Origin of the sequence: Janthinobacterium lividum (assembly GCF_011601275.1) — a bacterium.
Classification (GTDB): domain Bacteria; phylum Pseudomonadota; class Gammaproteobacteria; order Burkholderiales; family Burkholderiaceae_D; genus Janthinobacterium; species Janthinobacterium lividum_E.
Genome location: NZ_JAAOLY010000017.1, coordinates 17,140 through 42,322, shown reverse-complemented (window position 1 = coordinate 42,322; position 25,183 = coordinate 17,140). Strand labels below are relative to the sequence as shown.

Sequence of the window (25,183 nt, the reverse complement as noted above, 5' to 3'; positions counted from 1 at the left end):
TACGCTGCCAGCCCATGATGAAAACGAACTCCACCTTGCTGCTTGCCTTTGTAGCCGCCTGTCTGCTGGCCGCCTGCCATCCTGCGGCGCAAAAAGAAGCCGTCGCCAAGCCCGCCTATCTGTCGGGCGCCTACGCGCCCACCCTGCAACGCCAGCCTTCCGTGGCCCAGATGACGGCCATGGGCCGCGCCATGTTTTTCGAGCCCAGCCTGTCTGTCTCAGGAAAAATGTCGTGCGCCAGCTGCCACAGTCCCGAGCACGCATACGGCCCGCCGAATGGGCTGGCGGTGCAGCTGGGCGGCCCGGAATTGAAGGATGCGGGCACGCGCGCCGCGCCCTCGCTGCGTTACCTGCAGACGGCGCCCGCCTTCACCGAGCATTATCACGACGACGATGGCGACGACAGCGTCGACGCCGGTCCCACGGGCGGGCGCAACTGGGATGGCCGCGCCCAGTCGGGCCATGAGCAGGCGCTGGCGCCCTTGCTCTCCAAACGCGAGATGGGCAACCGCGATGCGGCCGCCGTCATCGCCAAATTGAAGGCCGGCCCCCTGGCGGCGCAGTTCCGCCATACGTATGGCGCGGATATCTTCGAGCAGCCGGGCCAGGCCTTGCGCTGGGCGCTGATGTCGCTGGAAGTGTTCCAGGAAAGCCCGTTGGACTTCTATCCATACACGAGCAAGTACGACGCCGTGCTGCGCAAGCAGGCCGTCTTGAGCCCGCAGGAAGCGCGCGGCCTGGCCCTGTTCAATGATGAACGCAAGGGCAATTGCGCGTCCTGCCACATCAGCCAGGTCGCTTCCGGCGGCGCCTTCCCTCAATTTACCGATTACGGCTTGATCAATATCGGCGTGCCGCGCAATGGCAAGCTGCCCGTCAACGCGGATCCGGCGTTCTTCGACATGGGCTTGTGCGGCCCGGACCGCACCGACTTGACGGAACATAAAGAGTACTGCGGCAGCTTCAAGACGCCGTCCCTGCGCAACATCGCCCTGCGCAAGGTGTTTTTCCACAACGGCAGCTTTGACACCCTGGAGCAGGTGCTGCGCTTTTACGTGCAGCGCGATACGGCGCCGCAAAAATGGTATCCGACGGATAAGAACGGCAAGGTGCGAAAATACGACGACCTGCCGCCCGGCCTGGTGGCGAACGTGAACGTGGAAGCGCCGTTCGACCGCCAGCCGGGCCAGGCGCCGGCCCTGAACGACGCGGAGATCGCCGACGTGATCGCCTTCCTGCACACCCTGACGGATGGCTATCAGGCTCCCCCTCCGGCACAGGGAAAACATAGCTAAAAGATATCAAGATACCATTGCTTACAACTACGCCACAAAAGCCTGTTTTTATGTGCGTTAGCGCACGCTAGAAACTTTTAGGCAGGTGTATATTGCGAACTGATCTGTGTCTTTTGATAACAATGAAAGGGAATACCATGAAAGCAAGCAAAAATTGGATGACCGTGTGCGCCGCCGGCATGATGGTTGTGGCACTGGCTGCCTGCCAGAAGAAGGACGATGTCGCCGCTGCCGGTCCTGCGGAACAGGCTGGCCAGAAAATCGATGCGGCCGCTGCCAAGGCTGAAGCCGACATCAAGGCCGCCGCTACCAAGGCCGACGCCGCCGTGAGCCAGGCCGCTGCCGATACGGGCGCCAAGATGGACCAGGTCGCCGCTGACGCCGACAAGAAAATGAGCGAAGCGGCCGATGCCGTGGGCAAGAAAGTGGAAAAAGCCGGCGAAAAGATGCAGGACGCCGCGCACAAGTAAGCACGCCATCAGCGCGCCCCGCAGCTGCCGTCAGGTGATGGCGGCTGCGGCGACGCCTTCGCTGGCGCCAGCCTGGCTGTCCTGCGCCGCCGTCCCTGCGCTCGCAGCATCCACCCCGTCCGTTCCCCCCAGCACCACGCTCAAATCGACAAAGCCGTCGCGCCACGCGCGTTCCAGGTCTTGCTCCACCGCTTCCAGGGTCGTTTTTTCCACGTTCTGAAAACCGCGCAAGCCATACGCCCGGTTGCGTCCGTGCGCCTTGGCCAGGTACAGCGCCATGTCGATCAGGTTGACGCTGCGTTCCCACGTGAGGGGCCGTCCCAGCGGCGCCAGCGGATACGGCGCAAAGCCCACGGACACGTGCACCTGGATGGTCTGCCCCTGGTAATGGATGACTTGCGCCGCCATGCCGTTGAGGATGCGCCGCGCGATATCGTCGAGCCCGTCACGCGCGACGGCCGGCAGGAAGGCGAGGAATTCCTCGCCGCCCCAGCGCACGATCATGTCCGTTTCGCGCAACACGTCGTGCAAGGTTTCGGCGATCGTCGTCAGCACCAGGTCGCCCGCCGCATGGCCGTAAGCGTCGTTGATGTGCTTGAAATGGTCGACGTCGAGCAGGAATAGCGCGCCCACGACATCGGCGCCGCCATGGGAATGCTGCGGCTTGCCCGCGTGGCTGCGCATGAATTCCTGGAAATGGCGGCGGTTGTACAGGGCCGTCAGCGGGTCGCGCGAGCTCTGGCGCTTGAGCTCCTGGTTTTTCACCTTCAGCTGCACGTTCGCATGGCGCACCTTGCGGTACAGCAAGCCAACGATGGCGGACGCCATGGCCAGCACCAGCGCCAGCAGCCACCACACGCGCTGCTGCAGACGGCGGTTGTCGATTTCCGTGCTCTTCAGCTGGTTTTCGCGGCTCAGCAGCTCGATCTGGCGCTGTTTCTTTTCCGCCTCATACTTTTCTTGCAGTTCATACACGGCCTTTTGCCGCTGCTTTTCGAACAGCTGGTTGGAAATGCCCCGCTCGCGGTGGTATGCCGTGACGGCGCCGCGCAGGTCGCCCGCCTTTTCCAGCGCCATGCCGTATTCCAGCAGCACGGCCTGCATTTCCGGCTGGTTAGCCGTGCGTTCGTAATAGGCCAGGCCCGTGGCCACGCTTTGCTTGCCTTCCTGCAACCGGCCCTGGCCGATCAGCGCCTGGCCGATATTGAGCCGCGCCGTCGCCTCCACCTGTTCATCGTTGACGAGGCGCGCCGCCGTGATCGCTTCATTCGCGTAGCGCAGGGCGCGCGCGTAGTCGCCCTCCTTCAGGTAGCTGTCCGACAGATTGACGAGGGTGACGGCGACCATGCCGCGCGCCCCCAGCTGGCGTTCCAGCGCCAGGGCCGCCAGCAGGGCGCGCTGGCCCCGCTGCGGCTGCTGCGCGTCGAGCGCCAAGCCGTATTCCGTATTCTTCGCCTGCGCCATGCGGCCCGGCGACGCCAGGGTGCTGGACACGGCCAGCAATTCGTCGAGCACTTCGAAACCCTTGTCGTATTCGCGCATCTGCGTGTACAGCAGGGTGAGGGCATTCAGGGCGGCGGCCAGGCTGGACGGGGATTTGCTCTGGCGCGCCAGGTCGACGGCCGCCTGCAGCTTGGCCAGCGCAAACGGGAAATTGCCTTCCTCTGCCCACGACTGGCCCGCGCTGATGGTGGCCTGCACGCGCACGGGCAAGTCGTCCGTGCCATTGGCGATGCGTTCCGCTTCAAAGGCCAGCAGGTGCGAGGCGCGGCGTTCGTTCCGGGCAAACGTGATGTAGGCCTTGTTGAGCATGCCCTTCGCCAGCGCCACGTCGCTCTTGTTCATGCGGGCGTAGGCGATCAGCTCTTCGGCCAGCTGCATGGCGATATCGTTCTGCCCCAGGCGCATGCGGGCGTTGCTCAGTTGGGTAAGGAATTCCGCGCGCACGGGCAAGGGGGCGCTGCGCGCCTGCGTTTCCACCTCTTGCAGGCGCTGCAGGGCGCGCGCGGGCACGAAGCGGCCATCGTCGCGCACGGCGGCAAGATACTGCTCCAGGTTGCCGGCCTGGGCGTGCGCGGCAGGCGGCAGCATGCAGGCCAATACCAGCAGCCAATGCGCCTTTCGCCATGATGCCCGTCTCTGTCTGCCTGCCAACGTCCCGCTCCCGCAATGACCACCTGTCTGTAACAGATTATATTCTGTTGCAATCAAGAAATATCATGCGCACCGCAGAAATTTGCGAAAGTGCACACGGCGGGAGTTGACAAGGCGCCATTACTGCGCCAGCTGTTGCAGCAGGTACAGGCGCTGGTACAGGCCGCCTTCGATCTGCATCAGGGCGTCGTGCGGCCCCGCTTCCGTGATGCGGCCGTGATTGAGCACGATGATACGGTCGGCCTCGCGGATGGTCGAGAGGCGGTGGGCGATGGCGATGATGGTCACCTTGCCGCGCAACTCGTTGAGGGCCAGTTGCACGATCTGCTCCGTCTGGCTATCGATGCGCGACGTCGCTTCGTCGAGCAGCAAGATGCGCGGCTGGCCTGCCAGCGCGCGGGCAATCGCGATCAGCTGCTTCTGCCCCGACGACAGGCGCGAGCCGCCTTCGCCCAGCGGCGTGTCGTAGCCATGTTCCAGCGCGGCGATGAAGTCGTGCGCATGGGCGGCGCGCGCGGCCGTCTCGATCTGCTGCTGCGTGTAGCCGCGGCCCATGTCGATGTTTTCGCGCGCCGAGGCGGCCAGCAGGAAGGGGTCTTGCGGCACCAGGCCCACGTCGGCGCGGAAGTGCTCGTTGTCGATGCTGTCGAGGGGCACGCCATTGATGGCGATGCTGCCTTGCGTGACGGGGTAAAAGCGCAGCAGCAGGGACAGCAGGGTCGACTTGCCGCTGCCCGTGTGGCCGACGATGCCGAAGAACGCGCCTTGCGGTATCGTCAGCGACAGGTCGTGCAGCACGGGCTGGTTTTCCACGTAGGCAAAGGTCAGCTTCCTGATGTCGACGGCGGGCAGCTCGCTGCCCGTTTGCGCATGCCGCAGGGCCGGAGTTTCCCGTCCCTGCGCGTGCTCGAGCGCCTGTGCTTCGTCGAGCAGGGCCGAGACGCGCGCCGTCGCCACCACCGACTGCTGCAGCTGGCTGAACTGCATGGTGATCTGGATCAGCGGCTCGATCACGCGCGCAATGTAGCTGATGAACGCATACAGCACGCCCACTTCCACGGCGCCCATCTCGCGCCGGCCAAAGCTGAAGATGACGACGGCCAGCAGCACGATATTGAGCATGTCGAGCGCGGGGCGCAGCAGCCAGGCGTTGGCGCGCAATTCCTGCATGCGCGCCGTGTAGTGGTCCTGGTTGATGCCCGTGAAGCGCGCGCCGAAGCGTTTTTCCGCGTTATTTGCCTGCAGCACGCTCATGCCGCCGATCGATTCGGCGATCTGCCCGTTGATCTCGCTGCGCAGGGCGCGCGCGCGCGTGACGGCTGGCGCGCTCCAGCGCTGGTACAGGAAGACGATGACCAGCACGGCCGGCAGCAGGGCCAGCACGATCAGCATCAAGCGCCAGTCGAGAAAAGCCATGGCGGCCATGGTGCCGACCAGGACGATGGAGCTGTCGAGGATGACGAACAGCACCTGCACGTACAGGGACTTGACCGCTTCCGTATCGTTGGTGACGCGGCTGACCAGCTGGCCCGTGATGGCGCGGTCGAAGAAGGCCATCGGCAGGCGCAGCACGTGCTGGTAGACGGTTTCGCGCAGGCGCTGGACGGAACGCATGGCCAGGCCGGACAGACGCACCAGCTGCAGATAGCGCAGGCCGGACGCGACCCAGCCCGTCAGCAGGCAGCCGCCCAGCAGCAAGGACATGCGCGTCCAGTCGAGGTGGCGCGGCAGCAGATGCTGGTCGATCAGGGCCTTGCCCAGGATCGGGCCCGTCACTTCGAGGGCGGCGGCGAGGATCAGCCAGAACGTGGCCCAATATAAATGGCGCAGGTCGGGCGCGGCGGCGCGGCGCAGCAGGCCGATCGCTTGCGCGGCCTGGCGGCGCACGGATTGCGTGGCGGTGGTGGCTTGGTCGGTCTTAGATGACATCGAGGCTGGCTTCCAGTTGTTGATAGCGCCACTGGCTGGCATACCAGCCGTCGCGCTGCATCAGCGCGTCGTGGTTGCCCGTTTCCGTGACATGGCCGTCGCGCAGCACCAGGATCAGGTCCGCGTTGACGACGGCGCTCAGGCGGTGGCTGGCGATGATGGCGCTGCGCTCGGGGCGGCGCGCGCGCAGTTCTTCCAGGTGCTGCAGGATGCGCGTTTCCGTGCCCGTATCGACGGCGGACAGCGCATCATCCAAGAGCAGCAAGCCGTTGTCGGCCAGGAGAGCCCGGGCAATCGCCACGCGCTGGCGCTGGCCGCCGGACAGGGTGATGCCTTTCTCGCCCACGTGGGTCTGATAGCCCTCGGGGAACTGCAAAATATCGGCATGGATATCGGCCAGCTGCGCCGCCCGCTCCACTTCCTCGCGCGTGGCGCCGGGTCGGGCCAGGGCGATATTGTCGGCGATGGTGGCGGAGAACAAAAACGACTCCTGCGGCACCCAGCTGATGGCAGCGCGCAGCGCGTGCAAGGTGTAGGCGTCGAGCGGCTGGCCATTCCACGTGGCCGTGCCCGATTGCGGCGTCACCTGGCGCAGCAGAACGCGCAGCAGGGTCGACTTGCCGCTGCCCGTCGGACCAACGAGGCCGAGGGTCTGGCCCGGCAGCAAACGCAGCGAAATACCGGACAGGGCCGGCGCCGTCTGACCCGCATAGGCGAAGCCGACGTCCTGCAATTGCAGGGGGCCGGGCGTCAGCGTATCAATCGTGCCGTGGTCGTCGATGGCCAGCGGGGCGTCCAGCATCGGTTGCAGCCGCTGCCAGGCGGCGCGGCCACGTTCGATCAGCGAGAGCACCCAGCCGGCGGCGAACATGGGCCAGATCAGCTGGCCCAGGTACATGGAAAAGCTCGTCAGCGCGCCGATGGTCAGCTGGTCTTGCCACACGAGGTAGCCGCCCAGGCCCAGGGTCAGCGCCGTGGCGGCCGTCAGGGTCAGGCCGACGGCCGGTTCGTACGCCGCTTCCCAGCGCTGCGCCGTCAGGCTGGCGTTGGCCGCATGGCCGGCCAGGGTGGAAAACTGCTTGCTGCTGCGCTCTTCCAGGCCCAGTGCGCGCAAGGTGCGCACGCCCGACAGCGATTCCTGCACATGATCGTTCAGCGCCGAAAAGCGCTTTAAGGAATCCGTCGACGCCGTGTGGATATGGCTGGAGATGCGCCAGAAGGCCAGTCCCATCAGCGGGAAAGGCAGGAGGGCGATGCAGGCCAGGCGCCAGTCCACGCCCAGCAGCATGATGCCCAGCACCATCAGCAGGGTCAAGGTGCCGTCGAAGCCGGCCAGCATGGCTTCGCCGGCGGCCATTTCGATGGCGTCGATGTCGTTCGTCGCCAGCGCCATCAGGTCGCCCGTGCGCTGGTTCTGGTAAAACGACGCGCCCTGCTGCGACATGCGCGTATAGAAGCGCGTGCGCAGCATCACGCCCAACTGGTAGGCGGCCTTGAACAGGGTGATGCGCCAGCCTACGCGTAGGAAGTAGATGACGACGCCGACGGCGAGCAGGGTCAGCAGCTCAAGCCACAGTTCGGCCGCCGTCATGCGGTGCGCGGCCAGCGCGTCGATGATGGCGCCCACGCGGCGCGGGATCCAGACGGTCAGTGTTGCCACGCCGGTCAGCATGACGGCAGCGGCGGCATACGCCGGCCAATGCTGACGCACGAAGCCGGCGATGAGCCTCGATAAACTCATGGTTACCTTTTGTTTTGTAGTAATGGGGTGTCGCGGGGCGGAAGGGCGGGCACGCGGACGGAAAGTACGCGTAGGATACAACAAGGCGGAAAAGCGCGCTGTGGACGGGCACGCAAAAAACGGGCCGTAGCCCGTTGTTTTTCTGCGTCAGTGGCTTGCGCGAGGCTTACTTGCGGCCGCTGCCTTTAGCGCCACCCAGCATGTCGAGCTGTTTCGATGGCGTGCCCTTGGGCGCTGCCTTGGCTGCCGGCTTGGCGGCTGGCGCAGGGGTATGCTTTACGGCGGCCTTGGCCACGGTCTTGCCGGCGGCGCTGGCTGGCTTGGCGCCCGGTTTGCTCGAAGGGAATGGCTTTGCGGCTGGCTTGGCCGGTGCTGGCGCGGCGGCTTTCGCTGGTGCAGGTGCCGGTGCGGCGGCAGGTGCGGGTTTGGCCGCTTCCGGCTTGGCTGCCGGTTTGGCTTCCACCGCTTTCACGGCTGGCTTGTCGGCGGCCTTCTCGGCAACCTTGGCAGGCGCGGCTTCTGGTTTGGCTGCCGGCGCGGCAACGGGAGTAGGGACGGGCGCTGCCTTGGCTGCAGGCTTGGCCACTTCGGCAGGCTTGGCGGCAACGGGGGCAGGTGCCGCTGCTGGCGTCGGCGCAGGCGCAGCAGGTACAGCGGCCAGCGCTGGCTTGGCTGCGGCAGGAGCAGGAGCAGTTGCGGCGACAGGCGCGGCTTCGTCGAGGCGGGCCTTGGCCGAGGCCAGCAATTCCGCCTGGGTGCTCGATGCGATGCCGAACAACTGGCGGCTGTAGGCCAGTACGCTCTCGATGTTCGGCTGCGCCTGGCTGGTGCTGTAGCTGAAGAAGTCGCGCGGGTCCTGCGTTACCAGTAGCTGCTGCGCCGTCTCCGCCGTTTGCGAGATGGCGGCCTTGCCGGCGTTCAGGTTCAGCGCGATGATTTTCTCGGCGCTTTCAAAGACTTTGCTGGTGAGGGTGCTGAAGATTTGCAGCTGGCTTTCCAGTTGCGACTTGGCGGCGCTGGAAAATTGTTCAGGAAGCGGAAACATATTTACTCCTTTGTACGGATTAAAATGCTGGCAAAACGCTCTGCAAAATCCCGAAAACCAGAGTTGGCCGCGTTTTGTAAAGTAGGTAGCGTGCTAAACAGCTGATCATAGACTTTTTATGATGCAACGCAATATGAATATTCTAGCGGTGATTCGAGTTAGTTGAAAGCTATTTTCTCAAGGGCGTGTGCCGCGTGCTGGCTTCATTCATGCGCCTGGCGGCATTTGCCGGAAGTTTGCGCCCGCGCAAAGCGTTGTCATGAAATCTATGGCTACGCTTTTGCCAGTGACTATATTCTCGCACTGCAGCATTCTTGAGAGATACGATGACAATGCACTGGAAGCGCCAAGTACCGTAGTCAACCGAAGGAGTGTCCGCATGGACCTTGTCATCCGCAATGCCAGCCTGCCCGACGGGCGCCGCGCCATCGATATCGCCATCGAGGGCGGCCGCATCGCCGCCGTCGGCCCCGCCTTGCCCGTGACGGGCGCGCAAGAGATCGACGCCGCCGGCGACCTCGTCACGCCGCCGTTCGTCGACGCCCACTTCCACATGGACGCCACGCTCAGCTACGGCTTGCCGCGCGTGAACGCGTCCGGCACCCTGCTCGAAGGCATCGCGCTGTGGGGCGAGCTGAAACCGCAGTTGACGCAGCAGGCGCTGGTGGACCGCGCCCTGCAGTATTGCGACTGGGCCGTGGCGCGCGGCTTGCTGGCCATCCGCTCGCACGTCGATATCTGCGACCCGCGCCTGCTGGCCGTCGAAGCGCTGCTCGACGTCAAGCGGCAAGTGGCGCCGTATCTCGACTTGCAGCTGGTGGCGTTCCCGCAGGACGGCATCCTGCGCAGCCCCGGCGCTTTCGACAATCTGAAGCGCGCGATCGCCATGGGCGTCGACGTGGTGGGCGGCATCCCGCATTTCGAGCGCACCATGGCGGACGGCGCGGAATCCGTGCGCCTGCTGTGCGAATTCGCCTGCGAACGGGGACTGATGGTCGACATGCATTGCGACGAGTCGGACGACCCGCTGTCGCGCCACATCGAAACCCTGGCCTTCCACAGCCAGCGCCTTGGCATGCAGGGCAGGGTGACGGGCTCGCATCTGACGTCGATGCATTCGATGGACAATTATTATGTGAGCAAACTGCTGCCCCTGATCCGCGAGGCGGGCGTGGCGGCCATTGCCAATCCCCTCATCAACATCACCCTGCAGGCGCGCCACGATACGTATCCGAAGCGGCGCGGCATGACGCGCGTGCCCGAGATGCTGGCCGCCGGCATCCCCGTCGCCTTTGGCCACGACTGCGTGATGGACCCGTGGTACAGCCTCGGTTCGGGCGATATGCTGGAAGTGGCGCACATGGGTTTGCACGTGGCGCAGATGACGGGCCAGCAAGCGATGCACGACTGTTTCCTGGCAGTGACGGAAACGCCGGCGCGCATCCTGGGCCTCGACGGCTACGGCATCGCGCCCGGCTGCCATGCGGATTTGCTGATCCTCGATTGCGGCAGTACCGTGGAAGCGCTGCGATTGCGCGCGGCGCGGCGCCTGGTGCTGCGGCGCGGGAAAGTCGTCAGCGAAGCGCCGCGCGCGCAATCGCGCCTGCACCTGCCGGGGCGGCCCGAAACGGTCAATTTCCGCCTGGGCCGCTGATACAATCAGCCATCACTTGTTATCGGGAGCACCGCCTTGAAAGAAATTGACATCCGCCCGGCCAGCGAAGCCGACTTCGACGCCATGTGGCCGATCTTCCAGACCCTGGTGGCCAGCGGCGACACGTATTCCTTCCCCGCCGATACGACGCGCGAAGCATGCCACGCCTACTGGTTCGGCCCCGGCGTGCAAAGCTTTGTCGCCACCATGGGCAATGAGCGCCTGCTGGGCATGTACAAGCTGGTGCCGAACCAGCCTGGCCATGGATCGCACGTGGCCAATGCCTCGTTCATGGTCGACCCGGCCGCGCAGGGCGTCGGCGTGGGCCGCCTGCTGGGCGTGCACTGCATGGAAGAAGCGCGCCGCGCGGGCTACCTGGCGATGCAGTTCAACTTCGTCGTCAGCACCAACCTGGCCGCCGTCACCTTGTGGAAAAAACTGGGCTTCACGGTCGTCGCCACCCTGCCGCTGGCCTACCGCCACGCGCAGCTCGGTTATGTCGACGCCTACGTGATGTACCAGCTGCTGACCGATCCGATGCAGTGGCCGGCATGAGCGGCGCCGCCACTGTGATTGAAACGCCGCGCCTGCGCCTGCGTACCGCCAGCGTCGATGATGGGGCGTTTTTCCTCGGGCTGGTGAACGAGCCGACCTGGCTGGCGACCATCGGCGACCGCAACATTCACACCGTGGACGCGGCGCGCGCGGCGCTGGAAACGGGCCCTATCGCGCAGCAGCAGGAACTCGGCTACTCTTTCTATATCGTCGAGCACCGCGGCGATGGCGTGGCGATCGGCATGTGCGGCCTGATCAAGCGCGCCACCATGCCGGGTCCCGACATCGGCTACGCGCTGCTGCCCGCGTATTGCGGCCAGGGTCTGGCCTGGGAGGCGGCATCGAGTGTGCTGCGCCATGCGCGAGACGTGCTGCGCCTGCCGGCTGTGTATGGCCTCGTATCGCCGCAGAACCAGCCTTCGATCAATTTGATCAACAAGCTCGGTTTGCGCTTCGAACGCTTTTCGCGCCAGCCTATCGTTGGCAAGGACATCAATATCTATCGCAAGAGTTTTTCTTAATCTCTATAGAAAACAACGCGACAGAAGCTTTACTTGAGGAACAGGTCGCGGTCCGGCGCGAAATGCGCGTACAGGGGCAGGAAGGCGCCGCCAACGGCGCGCGCGTCGGAGCCGACGGTGCCGCCGAGCACCTGCGGTCGGGCGATGCCCTCCCAGCTATAGCATTCCAGCGCGCGCTCGACCTGGGCCAGCAACTGTTCGAGCAGGCCGCGATCGAAGGAGCCGTCGATAATCACCCCCTCCAGGTCGAGCAGGCAGGTGGCGCTGGTGATGCTGAGCGCAATGGCCCGCGCCGCGTCGTCGAGCCAGGCCACGGTGTGCGTGACGAAGGGTTCCTGCAGCGCCCGCCCGTCGTGGGCGGCGGCCGGGTCCAGCCCGGCCAGGCTGTACAACTGCTCGAGGTTGAACAGGGAAGCGTCACCCAGCAGCTGGCCCGGCGGGTTCCTGGCGCCGGCCGTGGCCATGCCGAGCGGCAAGGAGCCGACCGCGCCGGCGTTGCCGTGCAGGCCGCTGTGCAAATGGCTGTTGATGACCAGGCCGCCACCGATGAAGATGTCGACGAAGACGTACAGGAAGTTCTTGATGCTGCGCCCGCGCCCCAGCACCAGTTCGGCGACGCAGGCGGCAGCCGTGTCCTTGGCGAACTCGACCGGCAACGCCGTCATCGTTTGCACGCGCTGGCCGATGTCGATGCTGTCCCACGCGTTGGCCTGTTCCGGCGCCATCTCAAGCAGATTCTGCCAGCCGCCCAAGCCCAGCGGCGCGGCGATGCCGACGCCGCACAGGCGCGGCAGCAACTTCGGTCCCAGCAGCACGGCCATGCTTTTGAGCGCCGACTCGATCTGGCCGAACACGGTGTCGGGGACGGGAAAGGAATAGGGAAACGACAAGCGCTCGCGCGTCTTGCCGACGAAATCGACCAACAACACGTCGAGGCTGCGCCGGCCGATCTTGATGCCGATCGAGAAGGCGCCGTCCGGATTGAGCATGATGGGCACCGACGGCTGGCCGACCTTGCCGCGCACGGGCGCGCGCTTGCTGACCAGGCCGTCTTCCAGCAGGCGATTGATGATCAGGGAAATCGTTTGCGTGCTCAGGTTGGTCAGCCGGGCCAGGTCGGCCTTCGGCATGCTGCCGTGCAAGCGCACGGCCTGCAGCACCACCCGTTCGTTGAACTGGCTCATGCCCATCTGGTTCGAGCCGCGCGGCTGCAGCCATGGAGCATCGTCGATGGCTGCTTGCGGCGCGCACGCCTCTTCGGTAAAGCTGTCTGACATGGCGGGGCGAGTCCGGTTTCTACAGGCGTAAAAGAAGGACATTTTATTACATATCCGACGCCCCGCCAGTGGAGCTCCAGATGCTGGAGCTCCCGTGCAGCTTTAGCGCTTGGCCCAGATCGACTTCAAAGGCCAGATGGTCAGATCTTTCAGCGTTGCCGCGCCGCCCACGGCGAACAGCGCGATACCGTTGCTGGACGGTTGCGGAAAGATCTGGTCGGTCAACACCACCTCGTTGCCCGCAAATACCATTACCGATGAGGTGTCGACCACGATGCGCAGGTCCACCGTGCCGGTGCGCAGGGGCAGCGGGGCGGTATGGCGGGCGGCAAAGCTGGCGTTGAAGCTGGCGTCGCCTGATTTGCTGCGGTCGATGTAGACCTCGCCGGCCACCGCGTCATAGCCGATGACGGTTTCTTCGCCATTCGCGCCGGTGCGCACCTTCAGGCCAAAACCGGTGGCACTGCCCGGCTGGAATTTGGCCACGATGTCCAGGGCCTGGCCCGGGGCGGGGGCGATATCGAGTGCTTGCACGCCGGTGGCCACGGAACGGTCCTGGGCGCTGTAGAGCGCTTTGCTGCGCAGTGTGCTGAAGTTGTCCACCGGCTGCTGCACCAGCCGCGCCTGGCCGGCTATGGTGCGCAGCGTGAATTCCCGGGCGAAGGTCTGGGCGCTGCGCCATGGGGTGGTGGGCGTGTTGCCAGCGTAGTCCCAGTTGCTCATCCAGCCCAGGCCGATGCGCTTGCCATCGGGTATGCCGTTCCAGGTCACGGCGGCATAGAAATCGGCCCCGTAGTCGAGCCAGTTGGCTTCTTCCTTGGCGCTGTCTGAAAAGACGATATGGTCGACCAGGATATGGCCCCAGCCGCCCGTGTTTTTGTCCACCACCTGGATCTGCGCGCTCTTGCCCCGGTAGGCGTCCACGTTCCAGCTGCGCCAGTTCAGGGTTTCGGCATTGGCGCCGGTTGCGCTTTTGACCACCTGGCCGTTGACCAGCAGGTTCACCGTCGTTTCATCGCTGACGGGCTTGGCCGGCTGGTCCGATGCCTCGAACACGTCGGCAACGATGTGTCCCCAGGCGCCGTCGTTGTCGTCGATGATGACAATCTGGGCCTGCTGTCCGGCGAACTCGCGCACGTCCCAGTTTGTCCAGTTCAGTTCGGAATCCGCCCCGGTGGCGCTGCGCACGACCTTGCCGTTGATCTTGAGCACCACCGCCGTGGGATTGGGGCTGCTGTAGGGATGGTTGCCGCCGCCGATAAGGAAGTTGATATAGGCCTTGGAAATGGTAAAGGTGGGCGACGTCAGGCTGCCCTTGGCTACGTCACCGGCCCCGATGAGGGAATTGAACACACCCGCGCCCAGCTTGCCGGCTGCCGCTTGCCGGTCGGCGTCGCTTCCTGCGGCAACTTTTTGCCCCACCACGTCGCCGGAGGCCGTCCAGCCCAGGTCGGCGTAAGTGGCATTGGCCGGGCCTTCAAAACCGGCGCCCGGGAACAGCAGGGTTCCCGCAGGCACCGTGCCGTCGCCCGCACCGGGCAAGCGCGGATGGCGCCCGCCGCCGACCATCAGATTGATGTACTTGCTGGTGACGGTAAAGGCGGGCGAAGTGAGCGTGCCCGTGGCGCCGTCATCTTTGCCCAGCCGGTAGGTGTCGAGCAACTGGCTGCCCTGTTTGTCGGCCACGCCATGCGAGGGGGCCACGGGCGTCTTGGCCGCAAAGTCGCCCGTCGATGTCCAGCCGGTGGCATCGAAGCTGGCCGCTTCAAAGTCCTGGTAGACGGTACCCGTGGGGGGCTTCTTGTCGATCACGCTGCTGGCGTCGGCCACAAAGCGCGTGCCGTCGAATTTCCCCACAAAATAATGCGCCCCGGAGCCACCGGCCACCGAGCCGGGATTGATGTTGATGTTCATCACCCATTTGCGTTTGCTGGTGTCGCCATCGACGGGCAGCTCGAACAGGTCGGGACATTCCCAGATGCCACCGACCGCGTTGGCCGGGCCAAAGGCGCTCATGTAGGTCCAGTCGCGCAGGTTTTTGGACGAGAACAGCAACGCCTGGTGCTTTTCCGAGGCCACGGCAACCATGACCCATTTTTGCTCCGGTGCATACCAGAAGACTTTTGGGTCGCGGAAATTTTGCCCTTCGGTTTCAAACGGGGCCGGTGGCGCGGCAATCACCGGGTTGGCGGCGTACTGCGTCCACGTGCGTCCCCGGTCCAGGCTGTAGGCGATGGACTGGGACTGGGTGTTGGGGGCAAGCACCTGGCCGTTGGCCAGCGTTTTTCCTTGCGGGTACACGCTGGTGTAGACGGCCACCATGGCAGGATTGCCGGCGCTGCCAAGGCCGCTGGTATTGTTGGTGTCAACCACCACGCTGCCGGAGAAGAACATTTGCGTGAGCTTGCCGCCTGCGTCTTTTTCGGCCGTCAGGGCGACGGGCAGCTCGTTCCAGTGCAGCAGGTCGGTGCTGACGGCGTGGCCCCAGGACATGTCGCCCCAGGTATTGCCGTTCGGGTTGTACTGGTAGAACAGGTGGTATTCGCCGTCGTGGTAGACCAGTCCGTTGGGATCGTTCAGCCAGTTTTTGGCGGCGGTGTACGAGAGCTGGGGGCGGTAGGTTTCCAGGTAGCTGGACTGCGGCGGTCCGCTGTCGCTGTCGTTGCCGCTGCTGCAGCCCACCAGCAGGGTGGCAAGGCAGGAGGCGAGAAGAGGGAAGTGGTTTGACATGCTGTCTCCTTTATAGGTATGTTTTATTCCGGCTGCACGTTTCTCAGTCCGCCAGCGGCTCGCTGATCACACCTTTCTTGAACAGGAAATTGGCGTACGGCTGCATTTCGCCGGTCTGCACGATGGCGTAGGCGCCCTTGACGCGTTCGTAGAAGGCGAAGCGCTCGACCGCCTCGCATTGCCCGGGCGTGGCGGCGCCGGTGGCGGCGATCTGCTCGAGCATGGTGCGCTGCAGTGACGACAGGTAGCCGTCGGCGGTGTTGCATACCTTCATGAAGGCGACCGGCTGGTCCACCATGGCGTCGAGCGGAAACACCGACAGCAGCGCCGCGCTGGCGCGCTGCAGGTCGATGCCGGGCAGGCGCACCAGCGGCTTGCCCTGGCCCAGGGTCTGGCTGGTGAAGTTGGCGTCGACCAGCACGATTTCCTCGCCATGGCCCATTTCGCACAGGATCTTCAGCAATTCCGGGCTGAGCAGCGGATCGATTCCCTTAAGCATGGGCTTCCTCCGGAAATTCTTCGGCGCTCTTCGCGCCCGTCATCACTGCCACCGTGTCGGACATGCTGATGTGCTTCGGGTTCAGCACGGCGACGCGCTTGCCCAGGCGTTGCACGTGGATGCGGTCGGCGATCTCGAACACGTGCGGCATGTTGTGGCTGATCAAAATCACCGGCAGGCCGCGGTCGCGTACATTGCGTATCAGTTCCAGTACCATATTGCCCTCCTTTACGCCGAGTGCGGCGGTTGGTTCATCGAGAATCACGACGTGCCTGGCAAACGCCGTGCTGCGCGCCACGGCCACGCCCTGGCGCTGCCCGCCAGACAAGGTGCCGACGGCTTGCTTCATCGAGCGGATGCCGATCTTCAAATCGCGCATATGGGCTTCCGCCTCGGCCAGCATCTGCTTCTTGTCGATGCAGCGCAGGAAGCGCGACAACATGCCCTTGCGCAGCAGTTCGCGGCCGAGGAACAGGTTCTCGGCGATCGTCATGGCCGGCGCCACTGCCAGGTCCTGGTACACGGTTTCGATGCCGTAGCGGCGCGCGTCGATCGGGGACTTGAGATGGATCGGCTTGCCGTCGAGCAGCATCTCGCCTTCGTCGGGGACGAGCGCGCCCGACAGGGCCTTGATCAGCGAGGACTTGCCGGCGCCGTTGTCGCCGATCACGGCGAGTATTTCGCCCGGCAACAAATCAAAATCGGTGCCGTCGAGGGCGGTCACGCTGCCGTAGCGCTTGACCAGGCCGCGGGCCTGGAATACGGGTTGCACATGCGTTGTCATGCTTATCAACCTTTCTTGTGTGTCAGTTGATCGGTGGTCACGGCCAGGATGACCAGGATGCCCGTCACCAGGATCTGGTACACCGAGGACACGCCCATCAAGGTCAGGCCGTTGCGGAACACGCCGACGATCAGCACGCCGACGAGGGTGCCCATGATCGAGCCGCGCCCGCCGAACAGGCTGGTGCCTCCCAGCACGACGGCGGTAATGCTGTCGAGGTTGTCGGTCTGGCCGCCTTGCGGGTCGCCCACGCCCATGCGCGCCACGGACATCAGCGCGGCGATGCCGTAGCACATCCCGGCGATCATGTAGACGCCCAGCAAAACTTTATTCGTGGCGATGCCGGTCAGGCGGGCCGCTTCCGGATTGTTGCCGACGGCGTACAGGTGGCGGCCGGGCGCGGTTTCGCGCAGGTACAGCCAGGTCAACACGTACATGCCCAGCATCAGCACGGTGCCGTAGGTAAAGGTGGCCTGGCCGAGCTGGAAGGTGTTGCCGAAAAATCCCATCGCTTCCGGCAGGCCGGTGACGGTTTGGGCCTGCGAGTACAGCTGCGTGACGGCGAAGGCAATGTTCATCGTGCCCAGCGTGACGATAAACGCCGGCAGCTTGATCGAAGTGACCAGCGCGCCGTTGATGAAGCCGATCAGCACGGTGACGGCGATGCCGCACCCTATCGCGAGATAGGGGTTCATGCCGAGGTCGACGGCGAATTTGGTCATGATGACCGAGCCCAGCGCCATGGCCATGCCGCAGGACAGGTCGATGCCGGCGGTCAGGATGATCAGGGTCTGGCCGATGGCGATGATGCCGACGACCATGACTTGCTGCAAGATCAGGGAAAAATTCTGGCTGCTGAGGAAGCGGTCGCTCTGCGACGCAAAGAACACGCAGGCGGCGAGCAGGGCAATGACCGGGCCCAGTTTCGAGAGCGGCGGCATAAATGTCGGGACGGTGGAACGCATCTGTTATCCATATTCAAGAGGGGAAAAAGGAGGCGCGCAGGCGGCCGCGCGCCGGCAAGGCACGCAGCCTTGCCGAACGCGGCCGCCTGCGTGGATTTATTTACCCCAGCAGGAGTTCAGGCCGAACGCCGTGTCGCGGCTCTCGACGCCCGCTTGCTGCTTGTCGCTGATCAGGGTGACGCCGGTGTCGACGTAGCCGCTGGCCTTCTTCCCGTTCTTGGCGTACTCGACGCCGGCTTCGACGCCCAGGCCTGCCATGTTCAGCGGATACTGCTGCGAGGTCGCGGCGATGACGCCGGCCTTGACGTCGCGCACGCCGGCGCAGCCGCCGTCGACGGAGACGATCATCACGTTCTTTTCCTTGCCCACGGCCTTGAGCGCCTTGTAGGCGCCGGCGGCGGCCGGCTCGTTGATGGTGTACACGAGATTGATGTCGGGATTTTTCTGCAGGCAGTTTTCCATCGCCGTCTGGCCCTTGCCCTGGTCGCCGAAGCTGTCCGCCATGCACACCACGTCGGCGGTTTTCGCCGGTCCGACGGTCTTGGCGCTGATGCCCGGCGCGCCGTAGCCGGCCAGGAAACCGTTGTGGCGGGCTATCCCCACAGGATGGCCGGGGAACAAGTCCAGCATGGCGATCTTGACGGGCTTGCCGGCGAAGGCGGCCTTGGCGTATTGGCCGATCAGCAAGCCGGCCTTGTAGTTGTCGGTGGCGAACAGCGCGTCGGTGGCGTCCTGCGGCTCGGTCGGGCTGTCGAGGGCGATCACCAGCACGCCGGCGGCGCGCGCCTTCTTGATGGCCGGCACGATGGCTTTCGAATCGCTCGGTGTGATCATGATCGCCTTGGCGCCGGCGGCCACCATGTTCTCGATCGCCGTGACCTGGCCGGCGTTGTCGCCGTCGGCGCGTCCGGCCGCCGTCAACAGCTTGGCGCCCTTCAGTTTTGCGCGTTGCTGCGCGCCTTCTTTCATCTTCACGAAGAAGGGGTTGGTATCGGTCTTGGTGATCAGGCCGACGATCGGTTCCTCAGCCATGGCGGCGCCGCCGGCTGCCGTCAGGATAGCCAGTGCGATGCATTGTTTGACGTTCATTGTGTTGTCTCCAGAATCTATTTATTTTTTACCGGGAGGCGATTGCCTCGGCCTGGGGGCGGCCGTCAATGCGGTGCCCGAGCCAAATATACGCTCGGCTAATTAATAAATCAAGCGGCTTTATATATTGTGTGTGGTAAAAAATACCAGCCCGTCGCGGCCGGCATGGATGTCTTTTTGCTGAAAAATAGTATTTGAAAACTCGCCGCTTTTGCAGTGGTGGCAGATGGGCTTTGTTTTTATAGTTGGCATACCGGTGGAAAACCGCCGGACTATAAAAATGGAGACGTGTTATGAAAATCATGACTGCTGTTGCATGGGGCGCCCTCATGTCCGCCGGGTTTGCAGACGCCTCGGCGCAAAGCTGCTCGGTGCCCGTGATCAAGGTGCTGGCGCAAAAAAGCCTGGGCCTGACGGTGATGGAAAAGACCCTCGCCGAGTATGAAAAGAAAAGCGGCACCAAGGTACAAATCAGCTATTTCGGCGAAAACGACCGCCGCTCGAAAGCCCGCCTCGACGCTTCCACCAAGGCCGGCTCCTACCAGATCTATTACATCGACGAAGCCAACGTGGCCGAATTCGCCACGGCCGGCTGGGTCGTCCCCCTGCTCAAATACCTGCCCAAGGACGCCGACTACGACGACTTCCTGCCGGGCCGCCGCGCCGTCGCCTCGTACAAGGGCGTGGCGTATTTCGCGCCCCTGATCGGCGGCAGCGATTTCCTGTTCTACCGCCGCGACCTGCTGGAAAAGGCTGGCATCGCCGTGCCGAAGACGCTCGACGAACTGGTCGCCGCCGTCAAGAAAATGAATAATCCGCCGAACGTGTATGGTTGGGCGGCGCGGGGCCAGCGCGGCTCGGGCATGAATGTGTGGCGCTGGGCGCCGTTCATGCTGGCCGCCGGCGGCAAGTGGGAAAACAACGGCGTGCCCGCCTTTAATTCACCGCAAGCCGTCAAGGCCACCACCCTGTACCGCGAGCTGTTCAAGTATTCGCCGCCGGGCGGCGTCACCTACGACTGGAGCAACGCGCTCGAAGCATTCAGGTCGGGCAAGGTGGCTTTCATGATCGAGTCGACGCCGTTCGCCGACTGGATGGAAGACCCGAAAAAATCCTCGGTGGTCGACAAGGTGGGCTATGTGCGCCCGCCCGCGCCGCTGGCATCGGCCGCGTATGGCCACGGCCTGGCCATTTCCACTTCGGGCGCCAAGGACGAATGCACGCGCCAGGCGGCCGGCAAGTTCATCGCCTTTGCCACCGGCAAGGAGCAGGAACAGGCACGCCTGAAGGATAACGTCTTCAGCGACTACAACCGCACCAGCACCATCAACAGCGACTACTTCCGCAAGCACGTCAAGCCGCAGATCCAGGCGGGCCTGACGGATACCACGCCCGTCTCGCGCGTGACCATCTGGCCTAGCCCCGAATGGCCGGACATCGGCGACAACCTGGGCGTCGTGCTGGAGGAAGTGTTTACGGGCACGCGCGGCGACGTGCAAAGCGCGCTCGATGAGGCGAATGAGTACGCGACGGAAGTGATGCAGCGGGCCAGCAAAAGAAAGTAAGCCGCAGTAAGCCGCCTGCCGTGTAGCCGTCGCCCGTCAAGGCGGCGGCCAGCTTCCCTGTGCCTGACAGTCCGTTGCGAGAGTCTCCCCCATGCCACATACCATCCGTAAAAAACGCCACACCTGGCTGCCGGCCGTCTTCCTGACCCTGCCGCTGCTGGTCCTGCTGATCCTGGGCCTGGTGCCCAGCATCGCCGCCATCAACCTGGCCCTGCAAAACCGCGTGCTGCGCTACAGCGACAGCGATTACGTCGGCTTTGCCAATTTTCTGCGCCTGTTCGGCGACCGCCGCTTCGTCAATGCCGTGCAGGTGTCGGCCGTCTGGGAAGTCGTCACCGTGGCTGGCTCGCTGCTCGTCGGCGTGCTGCTGGCCGTGTTCCTGTTCGAGAAAGTCAAGGGACGCGCGCGTGACGTCATCGCGCTGCTCTTGATCGTGCCCGTGCTGCTGCCGCGCGTGTCGGCCGCCTTCATCTGGAAGTTCATGTACTCGCCGCTGATGGGCATCCTCAACTGGATGCTCGAATGCGTGGGACTGGGCGGCACGGCGCTGCTGTCCGATCCCGCCACGGCCCTGTACGCGGTGGCGCTGGTCGACATCTGGCAGTGGGGCCTGTTCTTCGGCGCCGTGATCCTGAAGCTGCTGGAAACCCTGCCCGGCGAACCGCTGGAAGCGGCGCGCCTCGATTACGCCAGCACGCTCCAGGTGTATGCGTATATCGCGCTGCCCATGCTGAAGGTGCCCATCATGAGCCTCGTGTTCATCAAGATGGTCGAGTCATTGCGCTCGTTCGACCTGATCTACGTGATGACCAAGGGCGGCCCCGGCATCTCCACCGAAACCCTGGACATGTACGCCTATGCGCAGGGCATCGGCCTGATGGGCAAGGTGTCGTACGCGTCCAGCATGGCCGTGCTGATGATGCTGGCCACGACAGTAATATTCACCCTGCTCTGGAAGCGAGTCGCCAAATGGGAAAACTGACTATCCGGCGCGGCGTGGACCATGCCGCCACCACTGCCATCACCACCGTGATTATCCTGGTGGCGCTGTTCCCCATCCTGTGGGCCGTGCTCAATTCCTTCAAGGAGCTGATGGACATCGTCACGCCCGTGCCGCGCTTTTTCTTCAACCCGACACTGGCCAATTACCAGCAGGTGCTGGCCAGTCCCGAAGTGCTGACGGGACTGGGCAACAGCGTGGCCATCGTCGGCGTGGCCGTGCTGCTGGGCGCCGTGCTGGGCGTGCCGGCCGCGTATGCGATCGCCCGCTATCCGATTCCGGCCAAGAAGGATATCCAGTTCTTCCTGCTGTCGCTGCGCTTTTTGCCACCCGTCGCCGTGGCCATTCCGCTGATCTCGATCTGGATCGACTTGGGCCTGTACGACTCGCGCCTGTCGATGGTGGTGACGTATCTGCTGGTGACCCTGTCGACCATCATCTGGCTGTCGATTCCCGCGTTTGCCCGCATTCCGAAGGAGATCGAGGAAGCGGCCGCGCTCGATGGCTACGGCCCTTACCAGGTGTTCTGGTACGTGGCCCTGCCGGTGGCCTCCAAAACCCTGATGGGCGGCATCGTCTTCAGCTTCGTGCTGGTCTGGAATGAACTGATGATCGCGCTGGCGCTCACCTCGTCGAAGAGCATGACCCTGCCCGTGGTGGCATCGGCCTTTACCTCGATGGGCCAGGAAGTGCCGTGGGGCGTGGTGAACGCTTCCACCGTGCTGCTGGCGCTGCCGCCGCTGCTGTTCGTCGGCATCCTGGGACGGTTGCTCAACTCCATGCTCAAACATAAATAAGGAATCCCATCATGCAAGCACTCGTACTGGAACAAGCGCATTCCATCACCCTGCGCGACATCGACGTGCCGCTCGTTGTCGGCCCGCGCGACGTGAAAATCAAGATTCATACCGTGGGTATCTGCGGCAGTGACGTGCATTACTTCAAACATGGCAAGATCGGCCCCTTCGCCGTCGAAGCGCCGATGGTGCTCGGTCACGAGGCTTCCGGCGTGGTGGCGGAAGTGGGCGCGGAAGTCACGCACCTGAAGGTGGGCGACCGGGTCTGCATGGAGCCTGGCGTGCCGCAGTTCGATTCGCCGGCCACCATGCGCGGCCTGTACAACCTGGACCCCGCCGTGCGCTTCTGGGCCACGCCGCCCATCCACGGCTGCCTCACGCCGTACGTCGTGCATCCGGCCGCCTTTACCTTCAGGCTGCCCGACAACGTCAGTTTTGGCGAAGGCGCCATCGTCGAACCGCTGGCCATCGGCCTGCAGGCGGCCAAGAAGGCGGCCATCAAGCCGGGCGACGTGGCCGTGGTGATCGGCGCCGGCACCATCGGCGCCATGAATGCGCTGGCCGCGCTGGCGGGCGGCTGCTCGCGCGTGATCCTGGCCGACCTGGTGCCGGAAAAGCTGGCCCTGTTCGCGGACAATCCCGCCGTGACCACGGTAGACGTGCGCCAGGCCAGCCTGGCTGACACGGTGCGCACGCTGACGGAAGGCTGGGGCGCCGACATCGTTTTCGAGGCCAGCGGCAGCATGCGCGCCTACGACAATATCGTCGACCTGCTGTGCCCGAACGGCTGCCTGGTGCTGGTCGGCATGCCGCCCGAGCACGTCCCTTTCGATATCGTCGCCATCCAGGCAAAGGAAGTACGCATCGAATCCGTCTTCCGCTACGCGAACATCTTCCCGCGCGCCATCGCCTTGCTGGCCTCGGGCAAGATCGACGTGAAGCCCTTCATTTCGCGTACCTTCGGCTTTGCCGACGGCGTGCAGGCGTTCGAGGAAGCGGCCAAGGGCCATCCGCGCGACGTCAAGATCCAGATCGAACTGGCAGGAGACTGATCATGGCAAACATCGCTTGCAGGCAGCTGCACAAGACTTATGACCAGAAGACGGCCGTGCTGCAGCCGTTCGACCTGGAAATCGATGACGGCGAATTCATCGTCCTGCTGGGGCCATCGGGCTGCGGCAAGTCGACTCTGCTGCGCATGATCGCGGGCCTGGAAGACATCAGCGGCGGCGAGCTGCACATCGGCGGCGCCATCGTCAACGATTTGCCGCCCCGCGCGCGCAACGTGGCGATGGTGTTCCAGAACTACGCGCTGTATCCGCACATGACGGTGTACGACAATATCGCCTTCGGCCTGCGCCGCCTGAAGGTGCCGAACGACGAGATCGAGCGCCGCGTGCGCGAGGTGGCGGCCATCCTCAGCCTGGACAGCCTGCTGGAACGCAAGCCGCGTGCCATGTCGGGCGGCCAGCAGCAGCGCACGGCCATTGCGCGCGCCATGATCAAGACGCCACAGGTGTTCCTGTTCGACGAACCGCTGTCGAACCTGGACGCCAAGCTGCGCGCGCAGCTGCGCGCCGACATCAAGCGCCTGCACCGCCGCCTGCGTACCACCACACTGTACGTCACGCACGACCAGCTCGAAGCCATGACCCTGGCCGACCGGGTGGTGCTGATGAAGGGCGGACATATCGAGCAGATCGGCACGCCGGCGCAGCTGTACAACCATCCGCGCACCCTGTTCGCGGCGGGGTTCATCGGCACGCCTGCCATGAATTTCATCGATGGCGTCGTCGAAAAAGACGGCGGGAAAACGGTGCTCGTGTGCGCCGGCTACCGCTGGCCATTGATTTCCTCCCGCTTCGCGGCGCTGCGGGCGGGGGCGCGCGTGGTGTTCGGCCTGCGGCCAAATCATTTGCGCGTGGCGCTGCCGCAGGAGCAGCCAGGCACGCATGGCCTGGCGTGCGTGATCGACCTGGTCGAGCTGCTGGGCGCCGAAGCGCTGATCAGCTTCCAGTGCGGGGCCCTGAGCCTGTCGGCCCTGCTGCCGGCGAATGCGGCCAGCAGCGCGGCGCAGGTGGGGCAGACCCTGGCGCTGGCCTTCGATGAAGAGCACATGCACCTGTTCGACGCCGACAGCGGTCTGGCTTTGGCGCTCAGTGCCCAGGTAAGTGGTTAGAATAGCTGGCAACGAGACCGCGCAAGGAACTGCCGTGACGCCTGACCTGGAACTGATCCACAAACCGATCCACGAATCGTTTCGCGCGTGGGCGCACGGCTTTCCGCACACGGTGGCGAAGTGGCATTTTCATCCCGAGTACGAACTGCACTTCATCATCACGTCAAACGGCAAATTTTTTATCGGCGACCATATCGGCAGTTACGGGGCGGGTAATCTGATCCTGACGGGGCCGAATCTGCCGCACAACTGGGTCAGCGAACTGCCGGAAGGCGTGGTCTTGCCCGAGCGCGACCTGGTGCTGCAGTTTTCCAGCGACTTCATCGAACGGTGCGCGCTGCTGTTCCCGGAAATGGCGCCCCTGAAAGCCCTGCTGGGCGAGGCTGGCAGGGGCTTGCAATTTCCCGATGCGCTGGGCCTGCGCCTGGTGCCGCTGATGAAGGAATTGACGACGGCGCAGGGCTTGCGCCGGGTCGAACTGTTTACGCGCCTGTTCGGCGAGCTGTGCGACTGCCGCGAACGGCGGCCCCTGGCCAGCGTCACTTATCTGGCGCAGGCGGGCCGCTACATGTCGTCGACCATCAACCTGGTGCTGGCGTATATCAAGCAGAACATCACGCTCGATTTTTGCGAGCAGGACGTGGCTGACGTGGCGGAAATGAATACCTTGAAATTCACGCGTTTCTTCCGCAAGCATACGGGCACCTCGTTCATTCAATACGTGAACCAGGAGCGCATCGCGCTGGCCTGCGAACTGCTGATGAACACAGACATGAAGGTCACCGATATCTGCTACCGCACGGGCTTCAACAACCTTTCCAATTTCAACCGCCAGTTTTTGGCGCACAAGCAGATGTCGCCGTCGAAATTCCGCTCCTGCCTGCTGATGAACATGCCCGATCCGTCCGGCGACGGCCATTCTTAACTTTATTCT

The 25,183-nt window shown here is 64.2% G+C and carries 21 protein-coding genes; 11 read left to right on the top strand and 10 right to left on the bottom strand.

The features are described from left to right. Positions 1–14 precede the first annotated feature (14 nt). Both GYK42_RS22780 and GYK42_RS22775 read left to right on the top strand, forming a co-directional pair. On the top strand, positions 15–1,295 hold the full coding sequence (locus GYK42_RS22780; protein ID WP_166449329.1) for a cytochrome-c peroxidase: 1,281 nt from the start codon (positions 15–17) through the stop codon (positions 1,293–1,295). A gap of 137 nt (positions 1,296–1,432) precedes the next feature. Continuing rightward, complete coding sequence (locus GYK42_RS22775; protein WP_058050535.1) at positions 1,433–1,765, top strand: hypothetical protein; 333 nt, start codon at positions 1,433–1,435, stop codon at positions 1,763–1,765. 30 nt (positions 1,766–1,795) lie between these two features. Here GYK42_RS22775 and GYK42_RS22770 read toward each other — a convergent pair whose 3' ends face one another. From GYK42_RS22770 to phaP, 4 genes are all read right to left on the bottom strand, one after another. Further along, positions 1,796–3,856 carry a sensor domain-containing diguanylate cyclase gene (locus GYK42_RS22770; RefSeq protein WP_240943724.1) on the bottom strand — a complete coding sequence of 687 codons (2,061 nt, stop codon included), beginning with the start codon at positions 3,854–3,856 and terminating at the stop codon, positions 1,796–1,798. A gap of 183 nt (positions 3,857–4,039) precedes the next feature. Continuing rightward, the gene (locus tag GYK42_RS22765; protein WP_166449328.1) at positions 4,040–5,848 is read right to left on the bottom strand and encodes an ABC transporter ATP-binding protein; all 1,809 of its coding nucleotides are present in this window, start codon (positions 5,846–5,848) and stop codon (positions 4,040–4,042) included. Then, positions 5,838–7,589 (bottom strand): ABC transporter ATP-binding protein, encoded by a 1,752-nt coding sequence (locus tag GYK42_RS22760; protein WP_166449327.1) that lies wholly within the window; start codon positions 7,587–7,589, stop codon positions 5,838–5,840. Before GYK42_RS22760 ends, GYK42_RS22765 begins: the two co-directional genes overlap by 11 nt. Positions 7,590–7,755: 166 nt before the next feature. Continuing rightward, positions 7,756–8,634, bottom strand: coding sequence for a phasin family protein (phaP, locus tag GYK42_RS22755; RefSeq protein WP_166449326.1), 879 nt, complete (start codon positions 8,632–8,634; stop codon positions 7,756–7,758). 379 nt (positions 8,635–9,013) lie between these two features. On the opposite strand from phaP, the gene GYK42_RS22750 reads away from it, so the two are divergent. From GYK42_RS22750 to GYK42_RS22740, 3 genes are read left to right on the top strand one after another with little or no spacing between them, the layout of a single operon-like run. Then, positions 9,014–10,288: an amidohydrolase family protein gene (locus GYK42_RS22750; RefSeq protein WP_046686053.1), complete on the top strand. Its 1,275-nt coding sequence runs from the start codon at positions 9,014–9,016 to the stop codon at positions 10,286–10,288. A gap of 36 nt (positions 10,289–10,324) precedes the next feature. Then, positions 10,325–10,843 carry a GNAT family N-acetyltransferase gene (locus tag GYK42_RS22745; protein WP_166449325.1) on the top strand — a complete coding sequence of 173 codons (519 nt, stop codon included), beginning with the start codon at positions 10,325–10,327 and terminating at the stop codon, positions 10,841–10,843. Continuing rightward, positions 10,840–11,364, top strand: coding sequence for a GNAT family N-acetyltransferase (locus GYK42_RS22740; RefSeq protein ID WP_166449324.1), 525 nt, complete (start codon positions 10,840–10,842; stop codon positions 11,362–11,364). The genes GYK42_RS22745 and GYK42_RS22740 overlap by 4 nt, the downstream gene beginning before the upstream one ends. 29 nt (positions 11,365–11,393) lie before the next feature. Here the strand turns inward: GYK42_RS22740 and GYK42_RS22735 are convergent, their stop codons facing one another. The 6 genes from GYK42_RS22735 to GYK42_RS22710 form a co-directional block, all read right to left on the bottom strand. Then, positions 11,394–12,641, bottom strand: coding sequence for an ROK family transcriptional regulator (locus tag GYK42_RS22735; protein WP_166449323.1), 1,248 nt, complete (start codon positions 12,639–12,641; stop codon positions 11,394–11,396). A gap of 102 nt (positions 12,642–12,743) precedes the next feature. Continuing rightward, on the bottom strand, positions 12,744–15,371 hold the full coding sequence (locus GYK42_RS22730; RefSeq protein WP_166449322.1) for a glycoside hydrolase family 32 protein: 2,628 nt from the start codon (positions 15,369–15,371) through the stop codon (positions 12,744–12,746). A 43-nt stretch (positions 15,372–15,414) separates the two neighbouring features. Further along, the gene (locus GYK42_RS22725) at positions 15,415–15,870 is read right to left on the bottom strand and encodes an RbsD/FucU family protein (RefSeq protein WP_166449321.1); all 456 of its coding nucleotides are present in this window, start codon (positions 15,868–15,870) and stop codon (positions 15,415–15,417) included. Next, positions 15,863–16,654: an ATP-binding cassette domain-containing protein gene (locus GYK42_RS22720; RefSeq protein ID WP_166449320.1), complete on the bottom strand. Its 792-nt coding sequence runs from the start codon at positions 16,652–16,654 to the stop codon at positions 15,863–15,865. The genes GYK42_RS22725 and GYK42_RS22720 overlap by 8 nt, the downstream gene beginning before the upstream one ends. Positions 16,655–16,659: 5 nt before the next feature. Then, positions 16,660–17,619 (bottom strand): ABC transporter permease, encoded by a 960-nt coding sequence (locus GYK42_RS22715; protein WP_166449319.1) that lies wholly within the window; start codon positions 17,617–17,619, stop codon positions 16,660–16,662. A gap of 96 nt (positions 17,620–17,715) precedes the next feature. Beyond that, positions 17,716–18,708 (bottom strand): sugar ABC transporter substrate-binding protein, encoded by a 993-nt coding sequence (locus GYK42_RS22710; RefSeq protein WP_166449318.1) that lies wholly within the window; start codon positions 18,706–18,708, stop codon positions 17,716–17,718. Between the two features lie 293 nt (positions 18,709–19,001). On the opposite strand from GYK42_RS22710, the gene GYK42_RS22705 reads away from it, so the two are divergent. The 6 genes from GYK42_RS22705 to GYK42_RS22680 all read left to right on the top strand — a co-directional run bounded on the left by GYK42_RS22705 (position 19,002) and on the right by GYK42_RS22680 (position 25,174). Further along, positions 19,002–20,273 carry an ABC transporter substrate-binding protein gene (locus tag GYK42_RS22705; protein ID WP_166449317.1) on the top strand — a complete coding sequence of 424 codons (1,272 nt, stop codon included), beginning with the start codon at positions 19,002–19,004 and terminating at the stop codon, positions 20,271–20,273. 91 nt (positions 20,274–20,364) lie between these two features. Beyond that, positions 20,365–21,255 carry a carbohydrate ABC transporter permease gene (locus tag GYK42_RS22700; RefSeq protein WP_166449316.1) on the top strand — a complete coding sequence of 297 codons (891 nt, stop codon included), beginning with the start codon at positions 20,365–20,367 and terminating at the stop codon, positions 21,253–21,255. After that, entirely contained in the window at positions 21,243–22,070 is an 828-nt protein-coding gene (locus tag GYK42_RS22695) for a carbohydrate ABC transporter permease (RefSeq protein WP_166449315.1), read from the top strand. Before GYK42_RS22700 ends, GYK42_RS22695 begins: the two co-directional genes overlap by 13 nt. Positions 22,071–22,081: 11 nt before the next feature. Next, a complete protein-coding gene (locus tag GYK42_RS22690) occupies positions 22,082–23,122 on the top strand; it encodes an NAD(P)-dependent alcohol dehydrogenase (protein WP_166449314.1) in 1,041 nt (346 codons plus the stop codon). A gap of 2 nt (positions 23,123–23,124) precedes the next feature. Further along, positions 23,125–24,249, top strand: a complete 1,125-nt coding sequence (locus GYK42_RS22685) for an ABC transporter ATP-binding protein (protein WP_166449313.1) — start codon at positions 23,125–23,127, stop codon at positions 24,247–24,249. Positions 24,250–24,283: 34 nt separating this feature from the next. After that, on the top strand, positions 24,284–25,174 hold the full coding sequence (locus GYK42_RS22680) for a helix-turn-helix domain-containing protein (protein WP_166449312.1): 891 nt from the start codon (positions 24,284–24,286) through the stop codon (positions 25,172–25,174). Positions 25,175–25,183: the final 9 nt, after the last annotated feature.